This window comes from Bradyrhizobium sp. HKCCYLRH1034, from assembly GCF_051168375.1.
In the GTDB taxonomy this organism is placed as follows: domain Bacteria; phylum Pseudomonadota; class Alphaproteobacteria; order Rhizobiales; family Xanthobacteraceae; genus Bradyrhizobium.
The window spans coordinates 280,825-305,966 of sequence record NZ_JBNPUW010000002.1; the positions used below are offsets into that span (position 1 = coordinate 280,825).

21 protein-coding genes are annotated in these 25,142 nt (G+C 66.9%); 20 read left to right on the forward strand and 1 reads right to left on the reverse strand.

Annotation, left to right across the window (positions count from 1 at the left end; translation table 11 throughout):
* Window position 1 precedes the first annotated feature (1 nt).
* From ACQR0W_RS05140 to bchJ, 15 genes are all read left to right on the forward strand, one after another.
* The gene (locus tag ACQR0W_RS05140) at window positions 2–1,282 is read left to right on the forward strand and encodes a ferredoxin:protochlorophyllide reductase (ATP-dependent) subunit N (RefSeq protein ID WP_410051254.1); all 1,281 of its coding nucleotides are present in this window, start codon (window positions 2–4) and stop codon (window positions 1,280–1,282) included.
* A gap of 1 nt (window position 1,283) precedes the next feature.
* Complete coding sequence (gene bchB, locus ACQR0W_RS05145) at window positions 1,284–2,840, forward strand: ferredoxin:protochlorophyllide reductase (ATP-dependent) subunit B (protein ID WP_316169212.1); 1,557 nt, start codon at window positions 1,284–1,286, stop codon at window positions 2,838–2,840.
* Window positions 2,815–6,405, forward strand: a complete 3,591-nt coding sequence (locus ACQR0W_RS05150; RefSeq protein WP_316169211.1) for a magnesium chelatase subunit H — start codon at window positions 2,815–2,817, stop codon at window positions 6,403–6,405. Before bchB ends, ACQR0W_RS05150 begins: the two co-directional genes overlap by 26 nt.
* Entirely contained in the window at window positions 6,402–7,307 is a 906-nt protein-coding gene (bchL, locus tag ACQR0W_RS05155) for a ferredoxin:protochlorophyllide reductase (ATP-dependent) iron-sulfur ATP-binding protein (RefSeq protein WP_315714321.1), read from the forward strand. The genes ACQR0W_RS05150 and bchL overlap by 4 nt, the downstream gene beginning before the upstream one ends.
* Window positions 7,308–7,320: 13 nt before the next feature.
* Window positions 7,321–8,022, forward strand: coding sequence for a magnesium protoporphyrin IX methyltransferase (gene bchM, locus ACQR0W_RS05160; protein ID WP_316169210.1), 702 nt, complete (start codon window positions 7,321–7,323; stop codon window positions 8,020–8,022).
* Window positions 8,019–9,449, forward strand: a complete 1,431-nt coding sequence (locus ACQR0W_RS05165) for a BCD family MFS transporter (RefSeq protein ID WP_316169209.1) — start codon at window positions 8,019–8,021, stop codon at window positions 9,447–9,449. The genes bchM and ACQR0W_RS05165 overlap by 4 nt, the downstream gene beginning before the upstream one ends.
* 19 nt (window positions 9,450–9,468) lie before the next feature.
* Window positions 9,469–10,251 carry a photosynthetic reaction center subunit H gene (gene puhA / locus ACQR0W_RS05170; RefSeq protein ID WP_316169208.1) on the forward strand — a complete coding sequence of 261 codons (783 nt, stop codon included), beginning with the start codon at window positions 9,469–9,471 and terminating at the stop codon, window positions 10,249–10,251.
* Entirely contained in the window at window positions 10,248–10,898 is a 651-nt protein-coding gene (gene puhB, locus ACQR0W_RS05175) for a photosynthetic complex putative assembly protein PuhB (RefSeq protein ID WP_316169207.1), read from the forward strand. Before puhA ends, puhB begins: the two co-directional genes overlap by 4 nt.
* A 16-nt stretch (window positions 10,899–10,914) precedes the next feature.
* The gene (gene puhC, locus ACQR0W_RS05180) at window positions 10,915–11,382 is read left to right on the forward strand and encodes a photosynthetic complex assembly protein PuhC (RefSeq protein ID WP_316169206.1); all 468 of its coding nucleotides are present in this window, start codon (window positions 10,915–10,917) and stop codon (window positions 11,380–11,382) included.
* On the forward strand, window positions 11,379–11,684 hold the full coding sequence (locus tag ACQR0W_RS05185) for a hypothetical protein (protein ID WP_315714327.1): 306 nt from the start codon (window positions 11,379–11,381) through the stop codon (window positions 11,682–11,684). Before puhC ends, ACQR0W_RS05185 begins: the two co-directional genes overlap by 4 nt.
* Window positions 11,681–12,742, forward strand: coding sequence for a magnesium-protoporphyrin IX monomethyl ester (oxidative) cyclase (gene acsF / locus ACQR0W_RS05190; protein WP_316169205.1), 1,062 nt, complete (start codon window positions 11,681–11,683; stop codon window positions 12,740–12,742). The genes ACQR0W_RS05185 and acsF overlap by 4 nt, the downstream gene beginning before the upstream one ends.
* A 13-nt stretch (window positions 12,743–12,755) precedes the next feature.
* Window positions 12,756–13,799, forward strand: coding sequence for a putative photosynthetic complex assembly protein PuhE (gene puhE, locus ACQR0W_RS05195; RefSeq protein ID WP_316169204.1), 1,044 nt, complete (start codon window positions 12,756–12,758; stop codon window positions 13,797–13,799).
* Window positions 13,796–15,007, forward strand: coding sequence for a 5-aminolevulinate synthase (hemA, locus tag ACQR0W_RS05200; RefSeq protein WP_316186766.1), 1,212 nt, complete (start codon window positions 13,796–13,798; stop codon window positions 15,005–15,007). Before puhE ends, hemA begins: the two co-directional genes overlap by 4 nt.
* A 94-nt stretch (window positions 15,008–15,101) precedes the next feature.
* Window positions 15,102–16,706 (forward strand): magnesium-protoporphyrin IX monomethyl ester anaerobic oxidative cyclase, encoded by a 1,605-nt coding sequence (gene bchE / locus ACQR0W_RS05205; protein WP_316169202.1) that lies wholly within the window; start codon window positions 15,102–15,104, stop codon window positions 16,704–16,706.
* Window position 16,707: 1 nt separating this feature from the next.
* Window positions 16,708–17,373: a bacteriochlorophyll 4-vinyl reductase gene (gene bchJ, locus ACQR0W_RS05210; protein ID WP_316186768.1), complete on the forward strand. Its 666-nt coding sequence runs from the start codon at window positions 16,708–16,710 to the stop codon at window positions 17,371–17,373.
* 48 nt (window positions 17,374–17,421) lie between these two features.
* Here bchJ and ACQR0W_RS05215 read toward each other — a convergent pair whose 3' ends face one another.
* Entirely contained in the window at window positions 17,422–18,342 is a 921-nt protein-coding gene (locus ACQR0W_RS05215) for a LysR family transcriptional regulator (RefSeq protein ID WP_316186769.1), read from the reverse strand.
* A 146-nt stretch (window positions 18,343–18,488) separates the two neighbouring features.
* On the opposite strand from ACQR0W_RS05215, the gene ACQR0W_RS05220 reads away from it, so the two are divergent.
* Genes ACQR0W_RS05220 through ACQR0W_RS05240 form a run of 5 tightly spaced genes read left to right on the forward strand, consistent with a single transcriptional unit; the run spans window position 18,489 to window position 25,097 of the window.
* Window positions 18,489–19,544, forward strand: a complete 1,056-nt coding sequence (locus ACQR0W_RS05220; RefSeq protein ID WP_316186770.1) for a class 1 fructose-bisphosphatase — start codon at window positions 18,489–18,491, stop codon at window positions 19,542–19,544.
* Between the two features lie 35 nt (window positions 19,545–19,579).
* Window positions 19,580–20,455, forward strand: coding sequence for a phosphoribulokinase (locus tag ACQR0W_RS05225; protein ID WP_315714337.1), 876 nt, complete (start codon window positions 19,580–19,582; stop codon window positions 20,453–20,455).
* The gene (gene tkt, locus ACQR0W_RS05230; protein ID WP_316186771.1) at window positions 20,452–22,479 is read left to right on the forward strand and encodes a transketolase; all 2,028 of its coding nucleotides are present in this window, start codon (window positions 20,452–20,454) and stop codon (window positions 22,477–22,479) included. The genes ACQR0W_RS05225 and tkt overlap by 4 nt, the downstream gene beginning before the upstream one ends.
* 39 nt (window positions 22,480–22,518) lie before the next feature.
* Window positions 22,519–23,601 (forward strand): class II fructose-bisphosphate aldolase, encoded by a 1,083-nt coding sequence (fba, locus tag ACQR0W_RS05235; RefSeq protein WP_316186772.1) that lies wholly within the window; start codon window positions 22,519–22,521, stop codon window positions 23,599–23,601.
* 35 nt (window positions 23,602–23,636) lie between these two features.
* A complete protein-coding gene (locus tag ACQR0W_RS05240) occupies window positions 23,637–25,097 on the forward strand; it encodes a form I ribulose bisphosphate carboxylase large subunit (RefSeq protein ID WP_316186773.1) in 1,461 nt (486 codons plus the stop codon).
* Window positions 25,098–25,142 lie beyond the last annotated feature (45 nt).

Sequence of the window (25,142 nt, forward strand, 5' to 3'; positions counted from 1 at the left end):
CATGTCCGCGCAAGCCTGTGCCGTGAAACCACCTGCTTCGCCGGACGGCGTGCTGCGCGAGCGCGGACAGCGCGAGGTGTTCTGCGGCCTCACCGGCATCGTCTGGCTGCATAGGAAGATCCAGGACGCGTTCTTCCTCGTCGTCGGCTCGCGCACCTGCGCGCATCTGATCCAGTCGGCCGCCGGCGTCATGATCTTCGCCGAGCCGCGCTTCGCCACCGCCATCATGGAGGAGCGCGATCTCGCCGGCCTCGTCGACGCCAATGACGAGCTCGACCGCATCGTCGCGCAGCTGCTGGCGCGTCGGCCCGAGATCAAGCTGCTGTTTCTGGTCGGCTCCTGCCCGTCGGAAGTGATCAAGCTCGACCTGTCACGCGCGGCGCTGCGGCTGTCGCAGCGCTTCTCACCTGATGTGCGCGTGCTCAACTACTCCGGCAGCGGCATCGAGACGACGTTCACGCAAGGCGAGGATGCCTGCCTCGCGTCGCTGGTGCCGGTGCTCCCCGCAGCCGATCGGGCTGCGCGGCCATCGCTGCTGGTGGTCGGCGCGCTCGCCGATGTCGTCGAGGATCAGTTCAGGCGGACCTTTGCGGCGCTCGGCATCGACCAGGTCTCCTTCCTGCCGCCGCGCCGCTCCTCGGAGCTGCCCGCGATCGGCCCCGAGACGCGCGTGCTGCTGGCGCAGCCCTTCCTCGGCGACACCGCGCGTGCGCTCGAGGAGCGCGGTTGCCGCCGTATCGCTGCGCCATTTCCGCTCGGCGGCGAAGGCACCGCGCTGTGGCTCGCAGCCGCCGCCGACGCCTTTGGTGTCTCTCGCCCCCATGTCGAGCGGACCCTCGCGCCGCTGAAGGCGCGGGCCGAGCGCGCGCTGGCGCGCTACCGCGCGCAGCTCGCCGGCAAGCGCGTCTTCCTGTTTCCGGACTCCCAGATCGAGATCCCGCTGGCGCGTTTCCTGGCGCGCGAGATCGGCATGGAGCTGGTCGAGATCGGCACGCCCTATCTGCACCGCGATCATCTCGCCTCCGAGCTGGCGCTGCTGCCCGTTGGCACGCAGCTCAGCGAAGGCCAGGACGTCGAGCGCCAGCTCGACCGTTGCCGCGCCGCGCGGCCCGATCTCGTCGTCTGTGGGCTCGGCCTTGCCAATCCGCTGGAAGCCGAGGGTCTCACGACCAAATGGTCGATCGAGCTGATCTTCACGCCGATTCAGGGGTTTGAGCAGGCCGGCGATCTCGCCGAGCTGTTCGCGCGGCCCTTGCTGCGGCAAACCCGACTGGCGGTGTGAGATGCAGCTGTCGGTCTGGACCTATGAAGGACCTCCGCACATTGGCGCGATGCGCATCGCGACCGCGATGCGCGACGTGCACTACGTGCTGCACGCGCCGCAGGGCGACACCTACGCCGATCTCCTGTTCACGATGATCGAGCGCCGCGACCGCCGCCCGCCGGTCACCTACACCACGTTCCAGGCGCGCGATCTCGGCGGCGACACTGCGGATCTGCTTCAGAGCGCGGTGCGCGCCGCTTACGAGCGCTTCCAGCCGCAGGCGATGCTGGTCGGCGCGTCCTGCACGGCCGAGCTGATCCAGGATGATCCCGGCGGGCTCGCGCAGGCCTTGAAGCTTCCCATTCCGGTGATCCCGCTCGAGCTGCCGGCCTATCAGCGCAAGGAGAATTGGGGCGCCTCGAAAACGCTCTACCGGATTGTACGGGCGTTGGCTGCGTCTTCCGCTGATGGCTCCCCCCGCCGTGAAAGGAAGACAGGCGCCCGTCCAGTCTGCAACCTGCTTGGTCCGACGGCGCTCGGCTTCCGTCACCGCGACGACCTCGCGGAAGTGACCAGGCAGGTTGTGGAGCTCGGCATCGAGATCAACGTCGTCGCGCCGTGGAACGCGACGCCGGCCGATCTCGCCCGCCTTCCCGACGCCGATTTCAACATCGTGCTGTATCCCGAGATCGCGCTGACGACGGCGCAATGGCTCAATCGCCGGTTCGGCCAGCCTTTCACGCGCACGATCCCGATCGGCGTCGGCGCGACGCGCGACTTCATTGCGGAGGTCGCAGGCCTCGCCGGCGTCGATGCCGCGCCGGTGCTGGCGCGCAGCGAGAGCCGGCTGCCGTGGTACTCGCGCTCGGTCGATTCGACCTATCTCACCGGCAAGCGCGTCTTCATCTTCGGCGACGCGACCCATGCGGTCGCCGCGGCGCGCGTCGCGACGCAGGAGCTCGGCTTCGAGGTCGTCGGCCTCGGCACCTATGCCCGCGAGTTCGCCCGCGAGATCCGCGAAGCCGCCGCGATCTACGGCGTGGAGCCGCTGATCACGGATGATTACCTGGAGGTCGAGGCCCGCGTCGGTGAGCTGCGGCCCGAGCTCGTGCTTGGCACGCAGATGGAGCGTCACATCGCCAAGCGGCTCGGCATTCCCTGCGCCGTGATCTCCTCGCCGTGCCACGTGCAGGATTTTCCCGCGCGCTATTCGCCGCAGATGGGCTTCGAAGGCGCCAACGTGCTGTTCGACACCTGGGTGCATCCTTTGATGATGGGCCTGGAGGAGCATCTGCTCGGCATGTTCCGCGACGACCATGAATTCGCCGATCACGCGCCGTCGCATCTCGGCGCAGCACCGGCCGCGCCGCCGCAGCAGCCGCAGCTGCGCGTCGTCGAAACCAACGTCACCACCGAGCTTGCCTGGGCGTCCGACGCCGAGCGCGAACTGACCAAGATCCCCTTCTTCGTGCGCGGCAAGGCCCGCCGCAACACCGAACGATTCGCGCGCGAGCGCAACGTCAACCTGATCACGCTCGAGACCTTGTACGATGCCAAAGCGCATTTCGGTCGCTGACGTCACACCCATCCGGGTGGTGATCGTGACGATGGACAGCCATCTCGCCTCGGCTGCCGTGCGCGCGCGCACGGCGTTGCAGGCGGAGCTGCCCGGGCTCGATCTGAAGGTGCATGCGGCCGACGAGTGGGGCTGCAATCCGACCGCGCTCGAACATTGCCTTGCCGATATCGCCACCGGCGACATCGTCGTCGCCACGATGCTGTTCATGGAGGATCACATCCAGCCGGTGCTGCCGGCGTTGCAGGCGCGCCGCGACCAATGCGACGCCATGATCGGCTGCCTCTCGGCCGGCGAGGTGGTGCGCCTGACCCGGCTCGGCAAGCTGACGATGTCGGGCTCCGCCACCGGCGTGCTCGGCCTCTTGAAGCGGCTGCGCGGCAGCAACCGCTCCGGCAATTCCAGCGGCCAGGGCCAGATGAAGATGCTGCAGCGGATGCCGCGCCTGCTGCGCTACATCCCCGGCACCGCACAGGACCTGCGCGCCTACTTCCTCACGCTGCAATATTGGCTCGCCGGCTCCGAGCAGAATTTTGCGAACATGGTGCGCTTCCTGGTCGGCCGCTACGCCGACGGCCCGCGCGCCGCGCTGCGTGGCAAGACCAACGCGGCCGAGCCGGTGACCTATCCGGATGTCGGCCTCTATCATCCGCGGCTGTCGCCGCGGATCATCGAGCGCGCCGACCAGTTGCCGGCCCTGGCGAAGCCGGCCGGCCGCGTCGGCGTGATCTTGATGCGCTCCTATCTGCTCGCCGCCAACACCGCGCATTATGACGGCGTGATCGCAGCGCTGGAGGCGCGCGGGCTTGCGGTCATTCCGGTGTTCGCCTGCGGGCTGGACTCGCGCCCTGCGATCGAGCGCTATTTCCAGAAGAACGGCGTCGCCACCGTCGATGCCGTGATCTCGCTCACCGGTTTCTCGCTGGTCGGCGGCCCCGCCTACAATGACGCGCGCGCCGCGGAAGAGGTGATGGCCGGCCTCGACGTGCCGCTGATCGCGGCGCATCCGCTCGAATTCCAGACCGTCGAGCAGTGGCGCGATGACGCGCGCGGGCTGACGCCCGTCGAAGCCACCATGATGGTCGCGATCCCCGAGCTCGACGGCGCCGTCGGCCCGACCGTGTTCGGCGGGCGCTCGGCGATGGCCGATGCCGGCCGTGACATGGCCTCACTGCCGGAGCGCGCGACGCAACTCGCCGCACGCGTCGCCAGGCTCGTGGAGCTGCGCCGCTCCGCGCGCGCCGCGCGCAAGCTCGGCGTGGTGTTGTTCAACTTCCCGCCGAACGGCGGCAGCGCCGGCACCGCGGCCTATCTCTCGGTGTTCGAGTCGCTGCACAATGTGATGACATCGCTGCGCGCGGCAGGTTACACGATCGACGTCCCCGACACCGTGGACGCGCTGCGCGCACGTGTGCTCAAGGGCAATGCCGAGCGCTTCGGCACCGCCGCCAACGTCGCGGCGCGCATCCCGGTGGATCAGCATGTCCGGCGCGAGCGCCACCTCGCCGAGATCGAGAAGCAGTGGGGGCCGGCGCCCGGCCGTCACCAGACCGATGGCGCCAGCCTCCTCGTGCTGGGCGAGCAGTTCGGCAATCTGTTCGTCGGCCTGCAGCCGGCGTTCGGCTACGAAGGCGATCCGATGCGGCTGCTGTTCGAGCGCAGCTTTGCGCCGACGCATGCGTTTGCGGCGTTCTATCGCTGGCTGCGCGAGGATTTCCTTGCCCACGCCGTGCTGCATTTCGGCACCCATGGCGCGCTCGAATTCATGCCGGGCAAGCAGGCCGGGCTGTCCGCGGAATGCTGGCCGGAGCGCCTGATCGGCGACCTGCCGAACTTCTACATCTACGCGTCCAACAACCCGTCCGAGGGCGCTCTGGCGAAGCGGCGTGGCGGTGCCACCCTGATCAGCTATCTCACGCCCTCGATCACCAGCGCCGGCCTCTACAAGGGGCTCGCCGATCTGAAATCCTCGCTCGACGCCTGGCGCAATCTGTCGCCGGACGCGACCGAGCAGGTGAGGGGCGGCAGCGCGGCGCTGATCCAGGCGCAGGCGGCGGCGGTCGATCTTGCCGCGGCCGAGCCGCTGTGGGGCGACGAGCGCGATGCCAGCATCGGCGCGCTGTCCGCGAGCGTGCTGGAGCTGGAATACTCGCTGATCCCACACGGCCTGCACATCGTCGGCGCGCCGCCGCCCGAGGGGCAGCGGACCGAGCTGCTCGACCTCGCCGGCATCGCCGATCCGGCCAAGCGTGCCGAGCTCGACAGGATGCTCGCCACCGACAGCGAGACGCCCGCGATCCTGCACGCGCTCGACGGCGGCTATATCCGTCCGGTGCCCGGCGGCGATCTGCTGCGCAACACCGACGTGCTGCCCACCGGGCGCAACCTGCATGGTTTCGATCCCTTCCGCATCCCCAGCGCCTTCGCGCTCAAGGATGCCGAGCGCCAGGTCGCGCGGCTGCTCGCCCGCCATGCAGGTGAAGGCCACAAGCTGCCTGAGACAATCGCGCTGGTGCTGTGGGGCACCGACAATCTCAAGACCGAGGGCGGGCCGATCGCGCAGGCGCTGTGGCTGATGGGCGCCGAGCCACGCCATGACAGCTATGGCCGCCTCTGCGGCGCGAAGCTGATCCCGCTGGAGCAGTTGGGCCGCCCGCGCATCGATGTCGTCATCACTCTCTCGGGCATCTTCCGCGACCTGATGCCGTTGCAGACCAAGTTGCTCGCCGAAGCAGCGCTGCTTGCGGCGTCCGCCGACGAGCCGTCCGACATGAATTACGTGCGCAAGCACGCGGTCGCGTTCCAGGCCGCGCATGGCGGCGAGCTGGCGGATGCGTCGCTGCGTGTGTTCGGCAATGCCGAGGGCGCCTATGGCGCCAACGTCAACCACCTGATCGATTGCGGCGCCTGGACCGATGAGGACGAACTCGCCGACGTCTACACACGGCGCAAGGGCTTTGCCTACGGCACCGACGGACGCCCTGTCCGGCGCGACGCGTTGCTCGGCCATGTGCTGGCCGGCGTCGATGCGGCCTATCAGAACGTCGACTCGGTCGAGCTCGGCGTCACCACGATCGACCATTATTTCGATACGCTCGGCGGCATCAGCCGCGCGGTGAAGCGCGCCAAGGGCGAGGCGGCGCCGGTCTATATCGGCGATCAGACCCGCGGCGAAGGCACGGTGCGCACGCTGTCGGAGCAGGTGGCGCTGGAGACCCGTACCCGCACGCTCAATCCGAAATGGTACGAGGCGCTGCTCGCCCACGGCTATGAGGGCGTGCGCCAGATCGAGTCGCATGTGACCAACACCGTCGGCTGGTCGGCCACCACGGGCCAGGTCGCGCCCTGGGTCTATCAGCAGATCACGACGACCTTCGTGCTCGACCCCGCGATGCGCGAGCGGCTTGCCTCGCTCAATCCGGCCGCGTCGGCGAAGATCGCCAACCGTCTGATCGAGGCGCATGAGCGCAATTACTGGACCCCGGACCCTGACATGCTCGACGTGCTGCGCAAGGCGGGGGAAGAGCTCGAAGATCGCCTCGAAGGCGTGGGAGTTGCCGCATGAACGTGACATTACGACCGCCGCTGACGACCGCGCCGCGACGCCCTGACGGGGCCGGCAGCGTGCAGGTGCAGCTCGATCCGAACGTCGTCATCGACACCGCGAAGGTGTTCTCGGTGTATGGCAAGGGCGGCATCGGCAAGAGCACGACGTCGTCGAACCTCTCGGTCGCGCTGTCCAAGCTCGGCAAGCGCGTGCTGCAGATCGGCTGCGATCCCAAGCACGACTCCACCTTCACTTTGACCAAGCGGCTGGTACCGACGGTCATCGACATTCTCGAGCAGGTCAATTTCCACGCCGAGGAGCTGCGCCCGGAGGACTTCGTCTACCAGGGTTATAACGGCGTGATGTGCGTCGAGGCGGGCGGGCCGCCGGCCGGCACCGGCTGCGGCGGCTACGTCGTCGGCCAGACCGTCAAGCTGCTCAAGGAACACCATCTGCTCGAAGACACCGACGTCGTGATCTTCGATGTGCTCGGCGACGTCGTCTGCGGCGGCTTCGCTGCCCCCCTGCAGCATGCCGACCGCGCGTTGATCGTCGCCGCCAATGATTTCGACTCGATCTTCGCGATGAACCGCATCGTCGCCGCGATCCAGGCCAAGTCGCGCAACTATCCGGTGCGGCTCGGCGGCGTGATCGCCAACCGTAGCGCCGCGACGGACCAGATCGACAAGTTCAACGAGCGGGCCGGATTGAGGACGGTGGCGCACTTCCCCGATCTCGACGTCATCAGAAAGAGCCGGCTGAAGAAGTGCACGCTGTTCGAGATGGAGGCCTCGCCCGACGTCGAGCGCGCCCAGAACGAGTATCTGCGCCTCGCGGCCTCGCTGCTCGCCGGCAGCGAGCCGATGCAGGCGGTGCCGCTCAAGGACCGCGACATCTTCGATCTCCTTGGCTTTGATTGAGTGGAGCCAGCCGATGACGACAGCGGAATATCTCGCCCGCCGCAGTGAAGTGGAGACGTATTTCGACCGCACCGCGGTCGCCGCCTGGACGCGGCTGACTTCGGACGCACCGGTGGGCCGCATTCGCGCCACGGTGCGGGCCGGCCGTGACGAGATGCGGCGGACGCTGCTGTCATGGCTGCCGCTCGATCTGCGCGGCGCGCGAATCCTGGATGCCGGCTGCGGCACCGGCAGCTTCTCGATCGAAGCGGCGCGCCGCGGCGCCGACGTCGTCGCCGTCGACATCTCGCCGACCCTGATCGAGATCGCCCAGCGCCGGCTGCCCGACGACATCAGCCGCAACGCCATTCAGTTCGTCGCCGGCGACATGCTCGATCCCAGGCACGGCGGCTTCAACTTCGTCGTCGCGATGGACTCGTTCATCCACTACCGCGCCGAGGATGCCGTGCGGATTGTCGCCGGTCTGGCCGCTCGCACCTCCGACGCGATCCTGATGACCTATGCGCCGCGCACGCCGATGCTCGCCGTCATGCATGCCGTCGGTGGCGTGTTCCCGCGCGGCAACCGCGCGCCGTCGATCGAGCCGGTCGCCGAGCAGAAGCTGTATCGCCTGATCGCCGACCATCACGATCTCGCCGACTGGCGCTGCGCCCGCAGCCGCCGCATCGCCAACGGCTTCTATATCTCGCAGGCGCTGGAGCTCCGCCCGTCATGAGCGCACGCGCACCATCGATCATGCAGGCGTGGATGCGGCTGTCGTCGCGCTATCTGCCGTTTGCGGATGCCGCCTCGACCGAGCTGCCGCTGTCGCGCCTGATGCGGCTGTCGCTGTTCCAGGTCTCGATCGGCATCTCGGTGGTGCTGCTCAACGGCACGCTCAACCGCGTCATGATCGTCGAGCTCGGTGTGCCCTCCTGGCTGGTCGCCACCATGGTGGCGCTGCCGCTGGTGTTCGCGCCGCTGCGTGTGCTGATCGGCTTCAAGTCCGACCATCACCGCTCGGTGCTGGGCTGGCGCCGCGTGCCGTACATCTGGATGGGCACGCTGCTGCAGTTCGGCGGCCTCGCGATCATGCCGTTCGCGCTGCTGCTGCTGTCGTCGGCCGATGCGCCGGGCCAGGTGATTGCCGGCCGTCTCGGTGCGGCGCTCGCCTTCCTGCTGGTCGGCGCCGGGTTGCACACCACGCAGACGGCAGGCCTGTCACTCGCGACCGACATCGCGCCGGAGCATTCGCGTCCGCGCGTCGTTGCCTTTCTCTACGTGATGCTGATGTTCGGCATGATGGCGAGCGCGCTGACCTTCGGTGGGCTGCTCGCCGAGTTCAGCGAGATGCGGCTGATCCAGGTGATCCAGGGCGCGGCGCTGACCGAGATGGTGCTCAACGTCATCGCGCTGTGGAAGCAGGAGGCGCGTGATCCGTCGCGCACGTCGGCGGCCCGCGAGCCGCCGCGCTTCGGCGACTCCTGGCGACGCTTCCGCGAGGCCGGCGGCTCGATGCGCGTGCTGGTCGCGGTCGGGCTCGGCACCGCCGGCTTCACGATGCAGGACATCCTGCTCGAGCCCTATGGTGCGGAGATCCTGCATCTCACGGTTGGCGAGACCACGGCGCTGACCGCGCTGTTCGCCGCCGGCACGCTGGCGGGCTTCGGCCTTTCCGCGCGCCGGCTCGGCAAGGGCTCCGATCCGTATCGCATCGCGGCGCTGGGCGGCCTTGTCGGGCTGTTCGCGTTCTCCGCCCTCATCTTCTCGGCGCCGCTGGCCTCACCCTTGTTGTTCCGGATCGGCACCACGCTGATCGGTTTCGGCGGCGGGCTGTTCGCCGTGGGCACGCTGACGGCGGCGATGGCACTGGTGCAGAACGGCGAGAGCGGGCTTGCGCTCGGTGCCTGGGGCGCGGTGCAGGCGACGGCGGCGGGGCTCGCGATCGCCGGCGGCGGCGCCATTCGCGATGTGATGTCGCAGCTCGCGCTGGATGGCCGCCTCGGCGTCGCCCTTGCCGGTCCCGCGACCGGCTACAGCATCGTCTACCACGTCGAAATCGCGCTGCTGTTCGTCACGCTTGCGGTCATCGGACCGCTGGTGCGGCGGCGAGCGGCGGAGCCGCAGCAACTACAATTCGGAATCGCTGAATTTCCAGGTTAGCCCGGTCGGGGAGGAAACCATGCAGACGTCTTTCACGAGCTACATCGATGTCGCCCAGGTGGTGCTTTACGGGTTCTGGGTGTTCTTCGCAGCCCTGATCTTCTACCTGCGCACCGAGGACAAGCGCGAAGGCTATCCGCTGCAGTTCGAGGGCCGCGTCGGCCGCCGGACCGCCTCGAGCGGTCACGGCTTCCCGACCCCGCCGAGCCCGAAGACCTACCACATGCATGGCGGCCGCAACGCGACCCTGCCGAACTGGGACAACGACCGCGCCGATGCGCCGGTGACGCCGATGTATCCCTGGCCGGGCACGCCCTACCTGCCGACCGGCAATCCGATGCTCGACGGTGTCGGTCCGGGCTCCTTTGCCGCGCGCAAGGACGAGCCGGAGCTGACCATCGACAACATCCCTGCGATCGTGCCGCTGCGCGTCGACGGCAGCATCTTCATCGCCTCCGAAGATCCGGATCCGCGCGGCATGCCAGTGCTGGGTTGCGACGGCAGGCTCGGCGGCAAGGTTCGGGAGGTCTGGGTCGACCGCGCCGAGATGCTGATCCGATACCTCGAGGTCGAGGTCGACGGCATCGTCGGACGTCACGTGCTGCTACCGATGACCATGGCCATCGTCGACAGGTCGCGCAAGGCGGTGCTGGTCGATGCCATCCTCGGCTCGCAGTTCGCCAGCGTGCCGGGCCTTGCCAACCCCGACCGGGTCACCAAGCTCGAGGAAGACAAGATCGTCGGCTACTATGGCGGCGGTCATCTCTACGCGACTGCTGCACGGCAGGAGCCGCTGCTGTGAGTACGCGCAGGGAGATGGATACGCTGATGCTGCCGGAGGGCGAGCGGCTGCTTTGGCAGGGACAGCCCACGGTGAAGGCGCTGCTGCTGCGGGTGTTCCACCTGCGCCTGGTGCTGGCTTATTTCGCGGCGCTGTTCGGCGCGCGCGTTGTGGCGGGCGTGCTCGATCATCAGCCGCTCGCGGCCTCGGTCGCCAGCGCCTCGTCGCTGGTGACGCCGGTGGCACTGGCGACGCTGCTGCTCACCGGGCTCGCGGTGCTCTACAGCCGCACCACGCGCTACACCATTACCAGCCGTCGCGTGCTGCTGCAGTTCGGCGCCGTGTTGCCGATGACCCTGAACGTGCCGTTCAAGCAGGTGGCACGGGCGGATGCGAAGCTGTTCTCCGATGGCTCCGGCGATCTGCCGCTCGGCGTCACCGCGCAGCAGCGGCTGTCGTATCTGCTGCTGTGGCCGCATGCGCGGCCGTGGCGGCTGAACGAGGTCGAGCCGATGCTGCGCGGCGTTTCGGACGCCCGCAACGTCGCCGAGATTCTCGCCAAGGCGCTGGTTGCGGCTTCGGATGGCGCCGTCGCCGCGCAGCCGCTGCCGGCAGCCAATGGTCAGTCGCAAGGCGCACCGCCGGCGGCGGTCGCCAGCGCGGCGTGATCGGGAGGAGGGCGCGATGAGCAACGCCGATAGCCATGCCGAAGCCGAGATCATCATTCCGAGGGGCGCGCTCCGCGCGGCCTTCGCCCTGGTCGCCTTTGCCCTGCTCGCGGCCGGCGTCGGCCGGGTCACGGGTATCGGCACGGTGCGCAACGACCACGTCACGGCGGTGCAGTCGACGGCGCTGCGGTTCGAGGACCGTGCCGATGGCGGCATTGCGGTGGTGTCGCCCGACAGCGGCAAGCTCGTGACCGTGGTCGAGGCCGGCGGCGATGGCTTCCTGCGCACCGTGCTGCGCAGCATGGCCTTCGACCGCCAGCGTCACGCGATCGGATCGGGCCCGGCGTTCACGATCAACCGCTGGTCCGACGGCCATCTGACACTGGACGATCCCGCCACCGGCCGGCGGATCGATCTCGCGCCGTTCGGCGCCGACAACATGCGCCGGTTCACGGGATTGATGGCGATGGGAGAGCCGCGATGAGAGGATTATGGGCCGCCGGGCCGCGCCGCTTCGACATCGGCTGCAGCATCGAGATCGAGCAGACCTCCGAGACCTTGCATGCCCATGTCACGCTCGACCGCGACGTCAACATTCGTCCGGGCGACGAAGTGCTGATCCAGGGCGCGCCGATCGTGGTGAAGTTCGGCGAGCAGCTCAACCTGCGCCGCACCGCCACGGTGGTGCGGGCAGGTCCCTTGAAGCGCCTGATGATGCATGTCGCGGGCTATCTCGAGCTCACGGAATTGTACGACGTCAGCTTTTCGGACGGGAGGGTCAGATGATCGCGATGGAAGGCGGAAGCGGCAACATCTCCACCAAGATGGCATTGGAGGACACGATCCTCACGCCGCGCTTCTACACCACCGACTTTGCGGCGATGGACCGGCTCAACGTCGACCTGGTGCGCCGCGAATGGGATGCGGTCATGGCCGAGCTGCGCGCCGACCACAACCGCAAGCACTTCGTGCGCACGCCGGAATTCGAGAAGGATCTGAACGAGCTGCCCGAGGCGCTTCGCATGGAGTTCAAGGACTTCCTGGTGTCGTCCTTGACCGCCGAGTTCTCCGGCTGCGTGCTCTATGCCGAGATCAAGAAGCGGATCACCAATCCCGATATCCGCGAGCTGTTCCAGTTCATGAGCCGCGACGAGGCGCGCCATGCCGGCTTCATCAACGAGATCCTCAAGGATCACGGCATCGGCGTCGACCTCAGCTTCCTCACCAAGACGAAGAAGTACACCTACTTCAAGCCGAAGTTCATCTTCTACGCGACCTATCTGTCCGAGAAGATCGGCTACGCCCGCTACATCACCATCTATCGCCAGATGGAGCGGCATCCGGAGCGCCAGTTCCACCCGATCTTCAAGTGGTTCGAGCGGTGGTGCAACGACGAGTTCCGGCACGGCGAGGCGTTCGCGCTTCTCATGCGCGCCGATCCGAAGCTGCTCAGCGGCCTCAACAAGCTGTGGATCAAGTTCTTCCTGCTCGCGGTGTTCGCGACGATGCATGTCCGCGACCACATGCGCCCCGCCTTCTACGAGGCGCTCGGCATGCCGGTGGACGAGTACGACATGCGCGTGTTCCGGATCACCTCGGAGATCTCGCGTCAGGTCTTCCCGGTCATGCTGGACATCGATAATCCGCGCTTCTGGGCCGGCTTGAAGCAGCTGCGCCAGGTGTCGGAGGCGATTGCCGATGCCAAGGCACAGGGGGGCATCATGGGCACGCTGAAGCGCGCCGTGCTGCCGCTCAAGGCGGCGCTGACCTTCGGCCGGCTGTACATGCTGCCGGCCAAGAGCAACGAGCTGCCACGGGAGATCAGGCTGCAACCCGCCTGGTGACAAGGAGCCGGCCATGGGCGCGACCGCGATTGCCATTCCCTACGTCGTGTTCGTCTGGTGGTTCTCGACCGGCGCCGTGCTGGCGCTGGTCGGGCTCGCCGCCCGCCATCCGGCCGCGTTCAAATGGGGCACGGCCGCGGCGTTCGTCGCGGCCCTGTCGGGCGTCGCGGTGTCGAGCCAGGCGGCGGAGGATGCCAACGCCTATTGCGCCTTCACCTGCGCCATTCTCCTGTGGGGCACGGTCGAGATGTCGCTGCTCGCCGGCTGGATCACCGGCCCGCGGCCCGAGTCGTGCCCGCGGGACTGCACACCGGCCTCGCGCGTCGGTTTCGCGCTGCAGGCGATCGCCTATCACGAGTTGGCGCTGATCGCGACCGCGGGCCTCGTCTTCGCGGTGACATCGGGCGCGCCCAACCGTCTCAGCTGGTGGACCTTCGCCGCGCTGCTGGTGCTCAGGCAGAGCGCGAAGATCAATTTGTTCCTTGGCGTGCGCACCCTGAACGACGAGCTGCTGCCGCAGCAGGTCCGCTTCATGCGCAGCTATTTTGCAAAGAAGTCCACCAACCCGTTGTTCCCGTTCTCGATTGCCGCGGCGACCACCGCGACCGTGATGGTCGCCGCTGCCGCGATCGGCGCAACGTCATCGTTCGACGGCGTCGCGCTGTCACTGCTCGCATCGTTGATCGCGCTCGGCCTGCTCGAGCATGGCTTCATGGCGCTGCCGATGCCGGTGATCAATCTGTGGCGCTGGAGCGCGCCAGTCGAGCCTGCCGTGCCTGCGATGGCGGTCGTGGCTGCCGCTCCCGCACCAGTGCCCGCGACGCCTTTGGTCCGGCCGGTGCTCGCGGTAGTCTCTCCTGCGCCGCAGGCCGAGCGTCCCGTCTCTGTTCAGAAGAATGCAGCAGCCGCAGCACGGCAGCGGCTCGAAGAGCAATTCCGCCAAGCCTATCGCCAGGCCCGCGCTGACGCGCAGGCGCAAACCATCACCGGACTGGCCGCGGTGCCGGTCACGCCGCCGGTCGATCCGAACACGACAGCACAGGGGGGAGTACCATGAACTACGAAGACTATTTCCGCCGCCAGCTCGACGGTCTCAGGCGCGAAGGACGCTATCGCGTGTTCGCCGACCTCGAGCGCAAGGCCGGCGCCTTCCCGCGTGCGACCTATCGTGGCCCCCATGGCGAGCGCGATGTCGCGGTGTGGTGTTCCAACGACTATCTCGGCATGGGCCAGCACCCCAAGGTTCTGGAGGTGATGCACGAGGCGCTCGACCGCTGCGGTGCCGGCGCCGGCGGCACCCGCAACATCAGCGGCACCAACCACTATCATGTCCTGCTGGAGGAGGAACTCGCCGATCTCCACGGCAAGCAGGCTGCGCTCTTGTTCAACTCCGGCTATGTCTCGAACTGGACGTCGCTGTCGACCTTGGCTTCGCGCATGCCCGGCTGCGTGATCCTGTCCGACGAGCTCAACCACGCCTCGATGATCGAGGGCATCCGCCACAGCCGCTGCGACACCCGGATCTGGCGCCACAACGACGTCGCCGATCTCCGCGACAAGCTGTCGGGTCTCGATCCCAAGGCGCCGAAGCTGATCGCGTTCGAGAGCGTCTATTCGATGGACGGCGACATCTCGCCGATCTCGGACGTCTGCGACGTCGCCGACGAGTTCAACGCCATGACCTATCTCGACGAGGTCCACGCCGTCGGCCTGTACGGTCCGCGCGGCGGCGGCATCTCGGAGCGCGACGGCGTGGCCGATCGCCTGACCGTGATCGAGGGTACCCTGGCCAAGGCGTTCGGCGTGATCGGCGGCTATATCACGGCCTCCAACACGGTCTGCGACTTCGTTCGCAGCTTTGCCTCCGGCTTCATCTTCTCCAGCTCGCTGCCGCCGGCGGTGGCGGCGGGGGCGCTGACCAGCATCCGGCATCTGAAGGCCAGCAATGCCGAGCGCGCCCGGCACCAGGACCGCGTCGCTCGGCTGCGCCGCCGGCTCGACGAGGCCGGCGTCAGCCATCTCGACAATCCCAGTCACATCGTGCCGGTGATGGTGCGGGATCCTGTGCTGTGCAAGCGGATCAGCGACATCCTGCTCGAGCGCTATGGCATCTATGTGCAGCCGATCAACTATCCGACGGTGCCGCGCGGCACCGAACGGCTGCGCATCACGCCGTCGCCCTATCATTCCGATGCGGATATCGAGTATCTCGTTGCGGCACTCTCGGAGATCTGGGCCGAGATGGGTCTCGCACAAGCGGCATGAGGTGACGCTTTCGCGCGGCGTTTGAGCCAGATCAAATTGTCAATATGTCTTAACGTTAAGATATATGGACAAATTGATAGTCGGGGAGGACGCTGTGCGGATCTTGTTGCTGCATCCGAATTATCACTCCGGCGGCGCCGAGATCGCCGGCAACTGGCCACCCGCCTGGGCGGCCTATATCTCCGGCGCGCTGAAGGCGGCCGGCTTCACCGACCTCCGCTTCATCGACGCGATGACCAACGATCTCTCCGAGGATCAGGTCCGCGCCATCCTGCGCAGCGAAAAGCCTGACGTGATCGGGTGCACCGCGATCACGCCCTCCATCTACAAGGCCGAGCGTCTTCTGGAGATCGCTCGGGAGGAGCACCCGGACGCACTGACCGTGCTCGGCGGCATCCACGCCACCTTCATGTATCAGCAGGTGCTGACCGAGGCGCCGTGGATCGACGCCATCGTGCGCGGCGAGGGCGAGGAGATCATCGTCGACCTGATGCGCGCCCGCGAGGACGGCCGCTGGGCGACGGACCGCCGCAGCATCAAGGGCATCGCCTATCGCGACGGCAGCGAGGTCGTGGCGACGGTGGCGGCGCCGACGGTGAAGAACCTCGATGCGATCACGCCGGATTGGAGCGTGCTCGAATGGAGCAAGTACATCTACATCCCGATGAACAAGCGCGTCGCCATCCCCAACATGGCGCGCGGCTGCCCGTTCACCTGCAGCTTCTGCTCGCAATGGAAATTCTGGCGCGACTATCGCATCCGCGACCCGAAGAAGGTGGTCGATGAGATCGAGACATTGATGCGCGAGCACGATGTCGGCTTCTTCATCCTCGCCGACGAGGAGCCGACCATCAACAAGAAGAAGTTCATAGCCTTCTGCCAGGAGCTGATCCGCCGCGACCTCAAGATCCTCTGGGGCATCAACACCCGCGTCACCGACATCCTGCGCGACGAGGCGCTGCTGCCGCTGTACCGCAAGGCCGGCCTGATCCACGTCTCGCTGGGGACGGAAGCCGCGGCGCAGATGAAGCTCGACCGCTTCAACAAGGAGACCACGGTCGCGCAGAACAAGAAGGCGATCCAGCTCTTGCGCGGCGCCGTCATCGTCGTCGAGGCCCAGTTCATCGTTGGCCTCGAGAACGAGACCCGCGAGACGCTGGAAGAGACCTACCAGATGGCGCGCGACTGGAAGCCGGACCTCGCCAATTGGGCGATGTACACGCCCTGGCCGTTCTCCGATCTGTTCCGCGACCTCGGCGACAAGGTCGAGATCTTCGACTACGAGAAGTACAATTTCGTCACCCCGATCATGAAGCCGGACGCGATGGAGCGCGGCGAGCTGCTCGACGGCGTCATGAACAACTACCGGCGCTTCTACATGCACAAGGCGCTGTTCTCCTATCCGTGGGCCGGTTCCGGCGCGCGGCGGCGCTATCTGCTCGGCTGCCTCAAGGCGTTCCTGAAGTCGGGCTTCGAGCGGAAATTCTACGATCTTGGCCGCGTCAATTACTGGGGGCCGCAGTCCAAGGGCAAGGTCGATTTCGGCTTCGATACGTCGCGCAGGCGCGCCGATCCCGGCAAGGTCGAATGGAAGACGAGCCATAATCGCAAGCTGAGCGGACCGCAGCAGGCCCAGGTGATGGCCTGTGGCGGCGGTGCCGAGCAGATGAGCGACGAGACCGAGACGCGGGTGCATTGAGATGCACGGCACGTGCGCCCGGCACGTTCCGCTGCCGCGCGCTGACGCCGCGCCTGACCATCAGGACGGCGTTGCTGAAGGCCACATCGCCGGCCGCATCGGTCCCAACGCGATCATCCAGACCGCGGAAGCCTTGCGTCTGCTGCACGGCGAGGAGGCGGCGCGCCGCGTATTCGCGGCCGCGCGGCTCGACACCTATCTCGCGACGCCTCCGGCGGCGATGGTCGACGAAGCCGAGGTCACGCGGCTCCATCGTGCGCTTCGGACCGAGCTCGACGACGATGCTGCGCGCGCCGTCAGCACCAGGGCAGGGCGGCTGACGGCGGCCTATCTGCTCGCGCATCGCATCCCCTCCGCGGCGCAGCGCGTGCTCCGGCTGCTGCCGGCCCGGCTCGCGAGCCGCGCGCTGACGCGGGCGATATCCGCGCATGCCTGGACGTTTGCCGGGACCGGCACCTTCGCCGCACGCCCAGGTCGGCCCACCATCTACCAGATCAGCCACTGTCCGCTGTGCCGCGGCCATCACGGCGATCACGCCATCTGCGACTTCTACGCTGGGACGTTCGAGACGCTGTTCGCAACGCTCGTGCATTCCGACGCCCATGCGCGCGAGATCGCCTGCGAAGCCCGGGGTGACGAGGCCTGCCGGTTCGAGATCGGCTGGTGAGACGGCGCCATGCGAGACGCGACACCGCAATGGCATCGGTTGTCGCGCTCAGCTCGGCAGAAACCGCGCTCCTTCCTTGCCGAGGAAGTCCAGCATCGCCTGCGCCGGCGGCAGCAGCAGCTTGTCGGCGCGCCGCACCGCGTGCCACTGGCGGATGATCGGCAATCCCGCGACCTTCAACGTCACCAGCCGCCCCTCGCCGAGCTCATGGGCGACGGTGTGCTGCGAGATGAAGGCGATGCCGAGGCCGGCGATCACGGCCTGCTTGATGGTCTCGTTGCTGTCCATCTCCATGCTGGTCTTCGGCTTCAGACCATGCTTCTCGAAGAATGTCTCCATCAGCAGCCGGGTGCCCGATCCCGGCTCCCGGGTGATGAACACCTCGCCGGCGAGATCCTCGGCCGCGATCCGCTTGCGGCGCGCCAGCCGGTGGTTGGCTGGGGCGATGATGATGTGCGGGTGCTTGCCAAACGGCCGCATATCCACGGGAACGTCGGCCGGTGGCCGGCCCATGATGGCGATGTCGAGATCATAGCCGCGCAGCGCCTCGCGCAGGCTGTCGCGGTTGCCGATCCGCAAGGTGACGTCGATCTTGGGGAAGCGCCGCGAAAATTCCGCGATCGCAAACGGCACGAAATATTTCGCGGTGCTGACCGCGCCGATCGCCACGCGGCCGCCGCTGCGTCCCGCCAGAATGTCGAGCGCCTGCTCGCAGTCCTGCAGCGCGGCTTCGACGCGCTCGGCGAGTGCCAGGACGCTGCGGCCGGCCTCGGTCAGGATCATGCCGTCGGTGGTGCGCTGGATCAGCGGCAGCCCGGCGAGTTCCTGAAGATTGCGAATCTGCAGGGTCACGGCAGGCTGAGTGAGGTTCAAACGGCCGGCCGCAGACGTCACCGAACCCGAGTTTTGCACGGCAGCCAGCGCCCGAAGCTGGCGGATGGTGAGATCGCGAGAGAAGTGCCGGCTCATGGAACCCTCGATGAGATCGCCAGTATAAGGAAAACTTTGGTCTATCCAAAGATAATGAAATTTCCCTAATTAGGCAAATCGAGTGTTGATAGCAGCGCGGCACGACGCATTCGTGCGGCTTCATCAAGTTCCCGGCAGAGGATCTGATGGCGAGGGAGTGGCCCATGAATCACCAAATCGATCAACATCAGACATTGCAGGCACATCTGGCGGCGCAGGGTGCCGACGCCGATTGCGCCGCGGTCATCGAGGCTCTGGCCGGGGCGGCGCGCGAACTCGCGCGGCAGATCGCGGTCGCGCCGCTGTCCGGCGTCGACGAAGGTGCCGCCACCGTGAACGCCGACGGCGACGTCCAGAAGGCGCTCGACATCGTCGCCGACAATCTGATGCGGGATGCGCTGCGCCGGGCACCGGTCGCTGGCATCCTGTCCGAGGAGGTCGACCGGCCGGAAACGGTCAATGCTGCTGCCCCACTTTGCGTGGCGATCGACCCGCTCGACGGCTCGTCGAACCTGCAGAACAACATCTCCGTCGGCACCATCTTCTCGATCCGCCCGCGGGGCCGCGACGTGCTCTCCAGCTTCTTCGAGCCCGGCACGGCACAGCTTGCCGCCGGCTTCTTTGTCTATGGACCGCAGACCTGCCTGGTGCTCGCGATCGACCATCGCGTCGATCTCTACGTCCTGCATCCGACCTTGCACGAGTTCATGCTCGCCAAGTCCGGCATCCGCATCCCGCAGGATACGCCGGAGTTCGCCATCAACGCGTCGAACCGCCGGCACTGGAGCGGGACCGTGCGCAACTATGTCGACGAATGCCTGTCGGGCGCGGCCGGCCCGCGCGGCCGCGACTTCAACATGCGCTGGATCGCCTCTCTGGTCGCCGAGGCCTATCGTATCCTGATGCGCGGCGGCGTGTTCCTCTATCCGGCCGACTCCCGCCCCGGCTATCGCGAGGGCCGGCTGCGGCTGGTCTACGAAGCGCATCCGATGGCGCTGATCATGGAATGGGCTGGCGGCTCGGCCTCGAGCGGCCGTTCGCGCATCCTCGAACTGTCGGCGCGCTCGCCGCATCAGCGTGCGCCGCTGATCATGGGCGACGTCCGCCTTGTCCGCGACGTCGACCAGCTGCATGAGGGCATCGAGCCGCTGTTCGAAACCAGCGATGCGCCCCTGTTCGCGCGGCGCGGCCTGTTCCGCTGAGCCCGCCTGTCGAACGCGCCTTCCGGAGAAAGTTCATGTCACGTCGTCATCCCATCATCTCGATCACCGGCTCGTCGGGCGCCGGCACCACGTCCGTCAAGAAGACCTTCGAGAACATCTTCCGCCGCGAGAACGTCAAGGCGGCCTATATCGAGGGCGACGCCTTCCATCGCTACAATCGCGAGGAGATGCGCCGCAAGATGGTCGAGGAGGCCGAGATCGGCAACAAGCACTTCAGCCATTTCAGCCCCGACACCAATCTGTTCGAGGAGCTCGAGAAGACCTTTCGCGATTATTCCGAGACTGGCACCGGCATGACGCGCCACTACGTCCACGATGAGGAGGAGGCGCGGCTTTACGACACAAGGCCCGGCAACTTCACCGAGTGGAGCCGGTTGCCGGAGGACTCCGATCTGCTGTTCTACGAAGGCCTGCACGGCGCCGTTGTCACGGACAAGGTCAACATCGCGCAGCACGCCGATCTGAAGATCGGCGTTGTTCCGGTGATGAACCTGGAGTGGATCCAGAAGCTGCACCGCGACCGCGCGTCGCGCGGCTACACCACCGAAGCGGTCACCGACACGATCCTGCGCCGCATGCCGGACTACGTGAACTACATCATCCCGCAGTTCTCCGAGACCGACATCAACTTCCAGCGCGTGCCGACGGTCGACACCTCGAACCCGTTCGTCGCCCGCTGGATCCCGACGCCCGATGAATCGATGGTCGTGATCCGGCTGAAGAACCCGCGCGGCATCGACTTCCCCTATCTGCTCTCGATGATTCCGCAGAGCTTCATGTCGCGCGCCAATTCGATCGTGATCCACGGCGCCAAGCTCGATCTCGCGATGCAGCTCATTCTCACCCCCATGATCATGCAACTGATGGACCGAAAGAGGCGCACGCTATGACCGCCACCGCCGTGCAAACGCTGGCTCCGAAAGCCGATCCCAGCCATGCCGAGATGGCGAATGCCATCCGCTTCCTGGCCATCGACGCCGTCGAAAAGGCGAAATCGGGTCATCCGGGCATGCCGATGGGCATGGCCGACGTGGCAACCGTCCTTTTCTCACGCTTCATGAAATTCGATCCCGCCGATCCGGCCTGGCCCGATCGCGACCGTTTCGTGCTGTCGGCCGGACACGGCTCGATGCTGCTCTATGCGCTGCTGCATCTGACTGGCTACGAGGCCGTCACGATCGATGAGCTGAAGCGGTTTCGGCAATGGGGCGCCAAGACGCCGGGGCATCCTGAGTATGGCCACACGCCTGGTGTGGAGACCACCACCGGTCCGCTCGGGCAGGGCATCGCGACGGCGGTCGGCATGGCGCTCGCCGAGCGCCTGATGAACGCGCGCTATGGCGACGATCTGGTCGACCACTACACCTATGTGATCGCCGGCGACGGCTGCCTGATGGAGGGCATCAGCCACGAGGCGATCTCGCTCGCGGGCCATCTCAAGCTGAATCGCTTGATCGTGCTGTTCGACGACAACGGCATCTCGATCGACGGCTCGACGGGTCTTGCCTGCTCCGACGATCAGCTCGCACGCTTCGCGGCGTCGGGCTGGGCGACGTCCCGCATTGACGGCCATGATCCCGAAGCCATCGAGGCTGCTATCGCGGCGGCGCGGCAGAGCAACCGCCCGAGCATGATTGCGTGCCGGACGACGATCGGCTTCGGCTCACCCGGACGGCAGGGCTCGGAGAAGGCGCATGGCGCGCCGCTCGGGCCGGAGGAGGTCGAGAAGACCCGCGCGGCACTGCACTGGCCGCACCGTCCGTTCGAGGTGCCAGCCGATGTGTTGGTGAGCTGGCGCGAGATCGGCGCGCGCGGCCGCAGCGTGCGCCAGGCCTGGAAGGAGCGTGCGCGCAAGCTGTGCACCGCGGACCGATCGCCGTGCCATGACGCGCTGAACAAGAAGCTGCCGGCCGCCTATACCGAGCGCATGGCGCAGTTCATCGCGCAGCTCACGGCCGAGCGGCCGAAGATCGCTACCCGCCAGGCCTCGCAGAACGTCATCGATGTCATTGCGACAGTGCTGCCAAATCTGCTCGGCGGCTCGGCGGACCTGACGCATTCCAACCTGACCAAGGCAAAGACGCACAAATCCGTCGCGCCGGCCGCAATGGATGGCAACTACGTCCACTATGGTGTGCGCGAGCACGCGATGGCTGCTGCCATGAACGGCATCGCGCTGCATGGCGGCTTCATTCCCTATGGCGGCACCTTCCTCGCGTTCGCCGACTACAGCCGGCCGGCGATTCGGCTGGCCGCGCTGATGGGCATCCGCGTCATCCACGTGATGACCCACGATTCCATCGGCCTCGGCGAGGACGGCCCGACGCATCAGCCGGTCGAGCATGTCGCGAGCCTGCGCGCCATTCCGAACCTCCTGGTCTTCCGCCCGGCCGACGCGGTCGAGACGGCGGAAGCCTGGGACTGCGCGCTGCGCGCGGAGACCTCGCCGTCGGTGCTGTGCCTGTCTCGGCAAGCCCTGCCGGCCTTCCGCACCGAGGCATCGGATCACAACAAGGTCGCGCTCGGCGCTTACTTGGTCATCGAGCCCGAGGCCGGTCGTGACGTAACTTTGATTGCGACCGGCTCGGAGGTGGCGATCGCGCTGGAGGCGGCCAAGCTGCTGGCGGCCGAGGGCGTCCAGGCGGCGGTGGTGTCGGCGCCGTGCTTCGAGTTGTTTCGCAAGCAGTCGGCAGAGTATCGCGCCGCGGTGCTCGGCCACGTGCCGCGCATCGGCGTGGAGGCCGCGATCGAGGGCGACTGGGCGCGCTGGCTCGGCGATGCCGGCGAGTTCGTCGGCATGCACGGCTTCGGCGCCTCGGCGCCGGCCGAGGTGCTGTACCGCGAATTCGGCATCACGCCTGCGGCGGTCGCCGATGCGGCCATGCGCAACATCATCCGGGCGCGGGCTTCCTGAGCCGCGTCACCAAACAGAACATCGAACAGGGAGACCAACATGGCGCGGATCACGCTCAGACAATTGCTGGACCATGCTGCCGAGCGCAGCTATGGCGTGCCGGCGTTCAACATCAACAACATGGAGCAGGGGCTGGCGATCATGGAGGCGGCCGCGGCCGTCGATGCCCCCGTGATCATCCAGGCCTCGCGCGGCGCGCGCTCCTATGCCGGCGACATAATGCTGTCCAAGATGATCGACGCGCTGGAGGAGATGTATCCGCAGATCCCGCTCTGCCTGCACCAGGACCACGGCAACGACGAGGCGACCTGCGCGACCGCGATCAAGTACGGCTTTACGTCCGTGATGATGGACGGCTCGCTCAGGGCCGATGCTAAGACCGCGGCCGACTACGACTACAACGTCGACATCACCCGCCGCGTTACCGACATGGCGCACTGGGTCGGCGCCTCGGTCGAAGGCGAGCTCGGCGTGCTCGGCTCGCTCGAGCATGGTGGCGGCGAGCAGGAGGATGGCCATGGCCTCGAAGGCAAGGTCAGCCGCGAGCAGCTGCTGACCGATCCGGAGCAGGCGGTCGACTTCGTCCGCGCGACCAAGGTCGATGCGCTGGCGATCGCGATGGGCACCTCGCACGGCGCCTACAAGTTCTCGCGCAAGCCGGACGGCGAGATTCTCGCCATGAACGTGATCGAGGAGATCCATCGCCGGCTGCCGAATACGCATCTCGTCATGCACGGCTCGTCCTCGGTGCCGCAGAGCCTGCAGGACATGTTCAACCAGTTCGGCGGCGAGATGCCGCAGACCTGGGGCGTGCCGGTCGAGGAGATCGTGCGCGGCATCCGCCACGGCGTCCGCAAGGTCAATATCGACACCGACTGCCGGCTGGCAATGACCGCGATCTTCCGCAAGGTCGGCGCGTCGTCGAAGGTCGAGTTCGATCCGCGCAAGTTCTTGAAGCCGGCGATGGACTCGATGCGCGAGTTGTGCCGCGAGCGGTTCGAGCAGTTCGGCGCTGCCGGCAATGCATCCAGGATCAAGGTCATTCCGCTCGCCGAAATGGCCAAGCGCTACCGCTCCGGCGCACTCGATCCGCGAGTTGGGGGAATGACTGAAGCTGCCTGACATCCACGGCCATAACGAACATTCAGGAGGAACACATGAACGACCAATCGATCACGGTGCGCGGCAAGGATCGCTACAAGTCCGGCGTGATGGAATACAAGAAGATGGGCTATTGGGAGCCGTCCTATCAGCCCAAGGACACCGACGTCATCGCGCTGTTCCGTGTCACGCCGCAGGACGGTGTCGATCCGACCGAGGCCTGCGCTGCGGTCGCCGGCGAATCCTCGACGGCGACCTGGACCGTGGTGTGGACCGACCGGCTGACGGCGGCCGAGAAGTATCGCGCCAAGTGCTACCGGGTCGAGCCGGTGCCGGGCTCGCCGGGCAGCTATTTCGCCTATATCGCCTATGACCTCGACCTGTTCGAGCCGGGCTCGATCTCCAACCTGACGGCCTCGATCATCGGCAACGTGTTCGGCTTCAAGCCGCTGAAGGCGCTGCGGCTGGAGGACATGCGGCTGCCGGTTGCCTATGTTAAGACGTTCCAGGGGCCGGCGACCGGCATCGTCGTCGAGCGCGAGCGGCTCGACAAGTTCGGCCGGCCGCTGCTGGGCGCCACCGTCAAGCCGAAGCTCGGCCTGTCCGGCCGCAACTACGGACGCGTCGTCTACGAGGCGCTGAAGGGCGGGCTCGACTTCACCAAGGACGACGAGAACATCAACTCGCAGCCGTTCATGCATTGGCGCGAGCGCTTTCTGTACTGCATGGAGGCGGTCAACAAGGCGCAGGCGGCGACCGGCGAGATCAAGGGCACCTACCTCAACGTCACCGCGGCGACGATGGAGGACATGTATGAGCGCGCCGAGTTCGCCAAGGAGCTCGGGTCATGCGTTGTCATGATCGACCTCGTGATCGGCTACACCGCGATCCAGTCGATGGCGAAGTGGGCGCGCCGGAACGACATGATCCTGCATCTGCATCGCGCCGGTCACTCGACCTACACGCGGCAGCGCGCGCACGGCGTGTCGTTCCGCGTCATCGCCAAATGGATGAGGCTCGCCGGGGTCGACCACATCCATGCCGGCACCGTGGTCGGCAAGCTCGAAGGCGATCCGAACACCACGCGCGGCTATTACGACATCTGCCGCGAGGACTTCAATCCGATGCGACTGGAGCATGGCGTGTTCTTCGACCAGAACTGGGCGAGCCTGAACAAGCTGATGCCGGTGGCCTCCGGCGGCATCCATGCCGGCCAGATGCACCAGTTGCTCGACCTGCTCGGCGAGGACGTCGTGCTGCAGTTCGGCGGCGGCACGATCGGCCATCCGCGCGGCATCGCCGCCGGTGCGACCGCCAACCGCGTCGCGCTGGAAGCGATGATCCTCGCCCGCAATGAGGGCCGCGACTACGTGCATGAAGGTCCGGAGATCCTGGCCAAGGCGGCACAGACCTGCACGCCGCTGCGCGAGGCGCTGGAGATCTGGAAGGACGTCACCTTCAACTACGAATCGACCGATTCGCCGGACTTCGTCCCGACAGTGACGCCTGCCGCCTAACAATCGTTCGATACGACGCCGCGATGCGAGCCGGACACCGGCTCG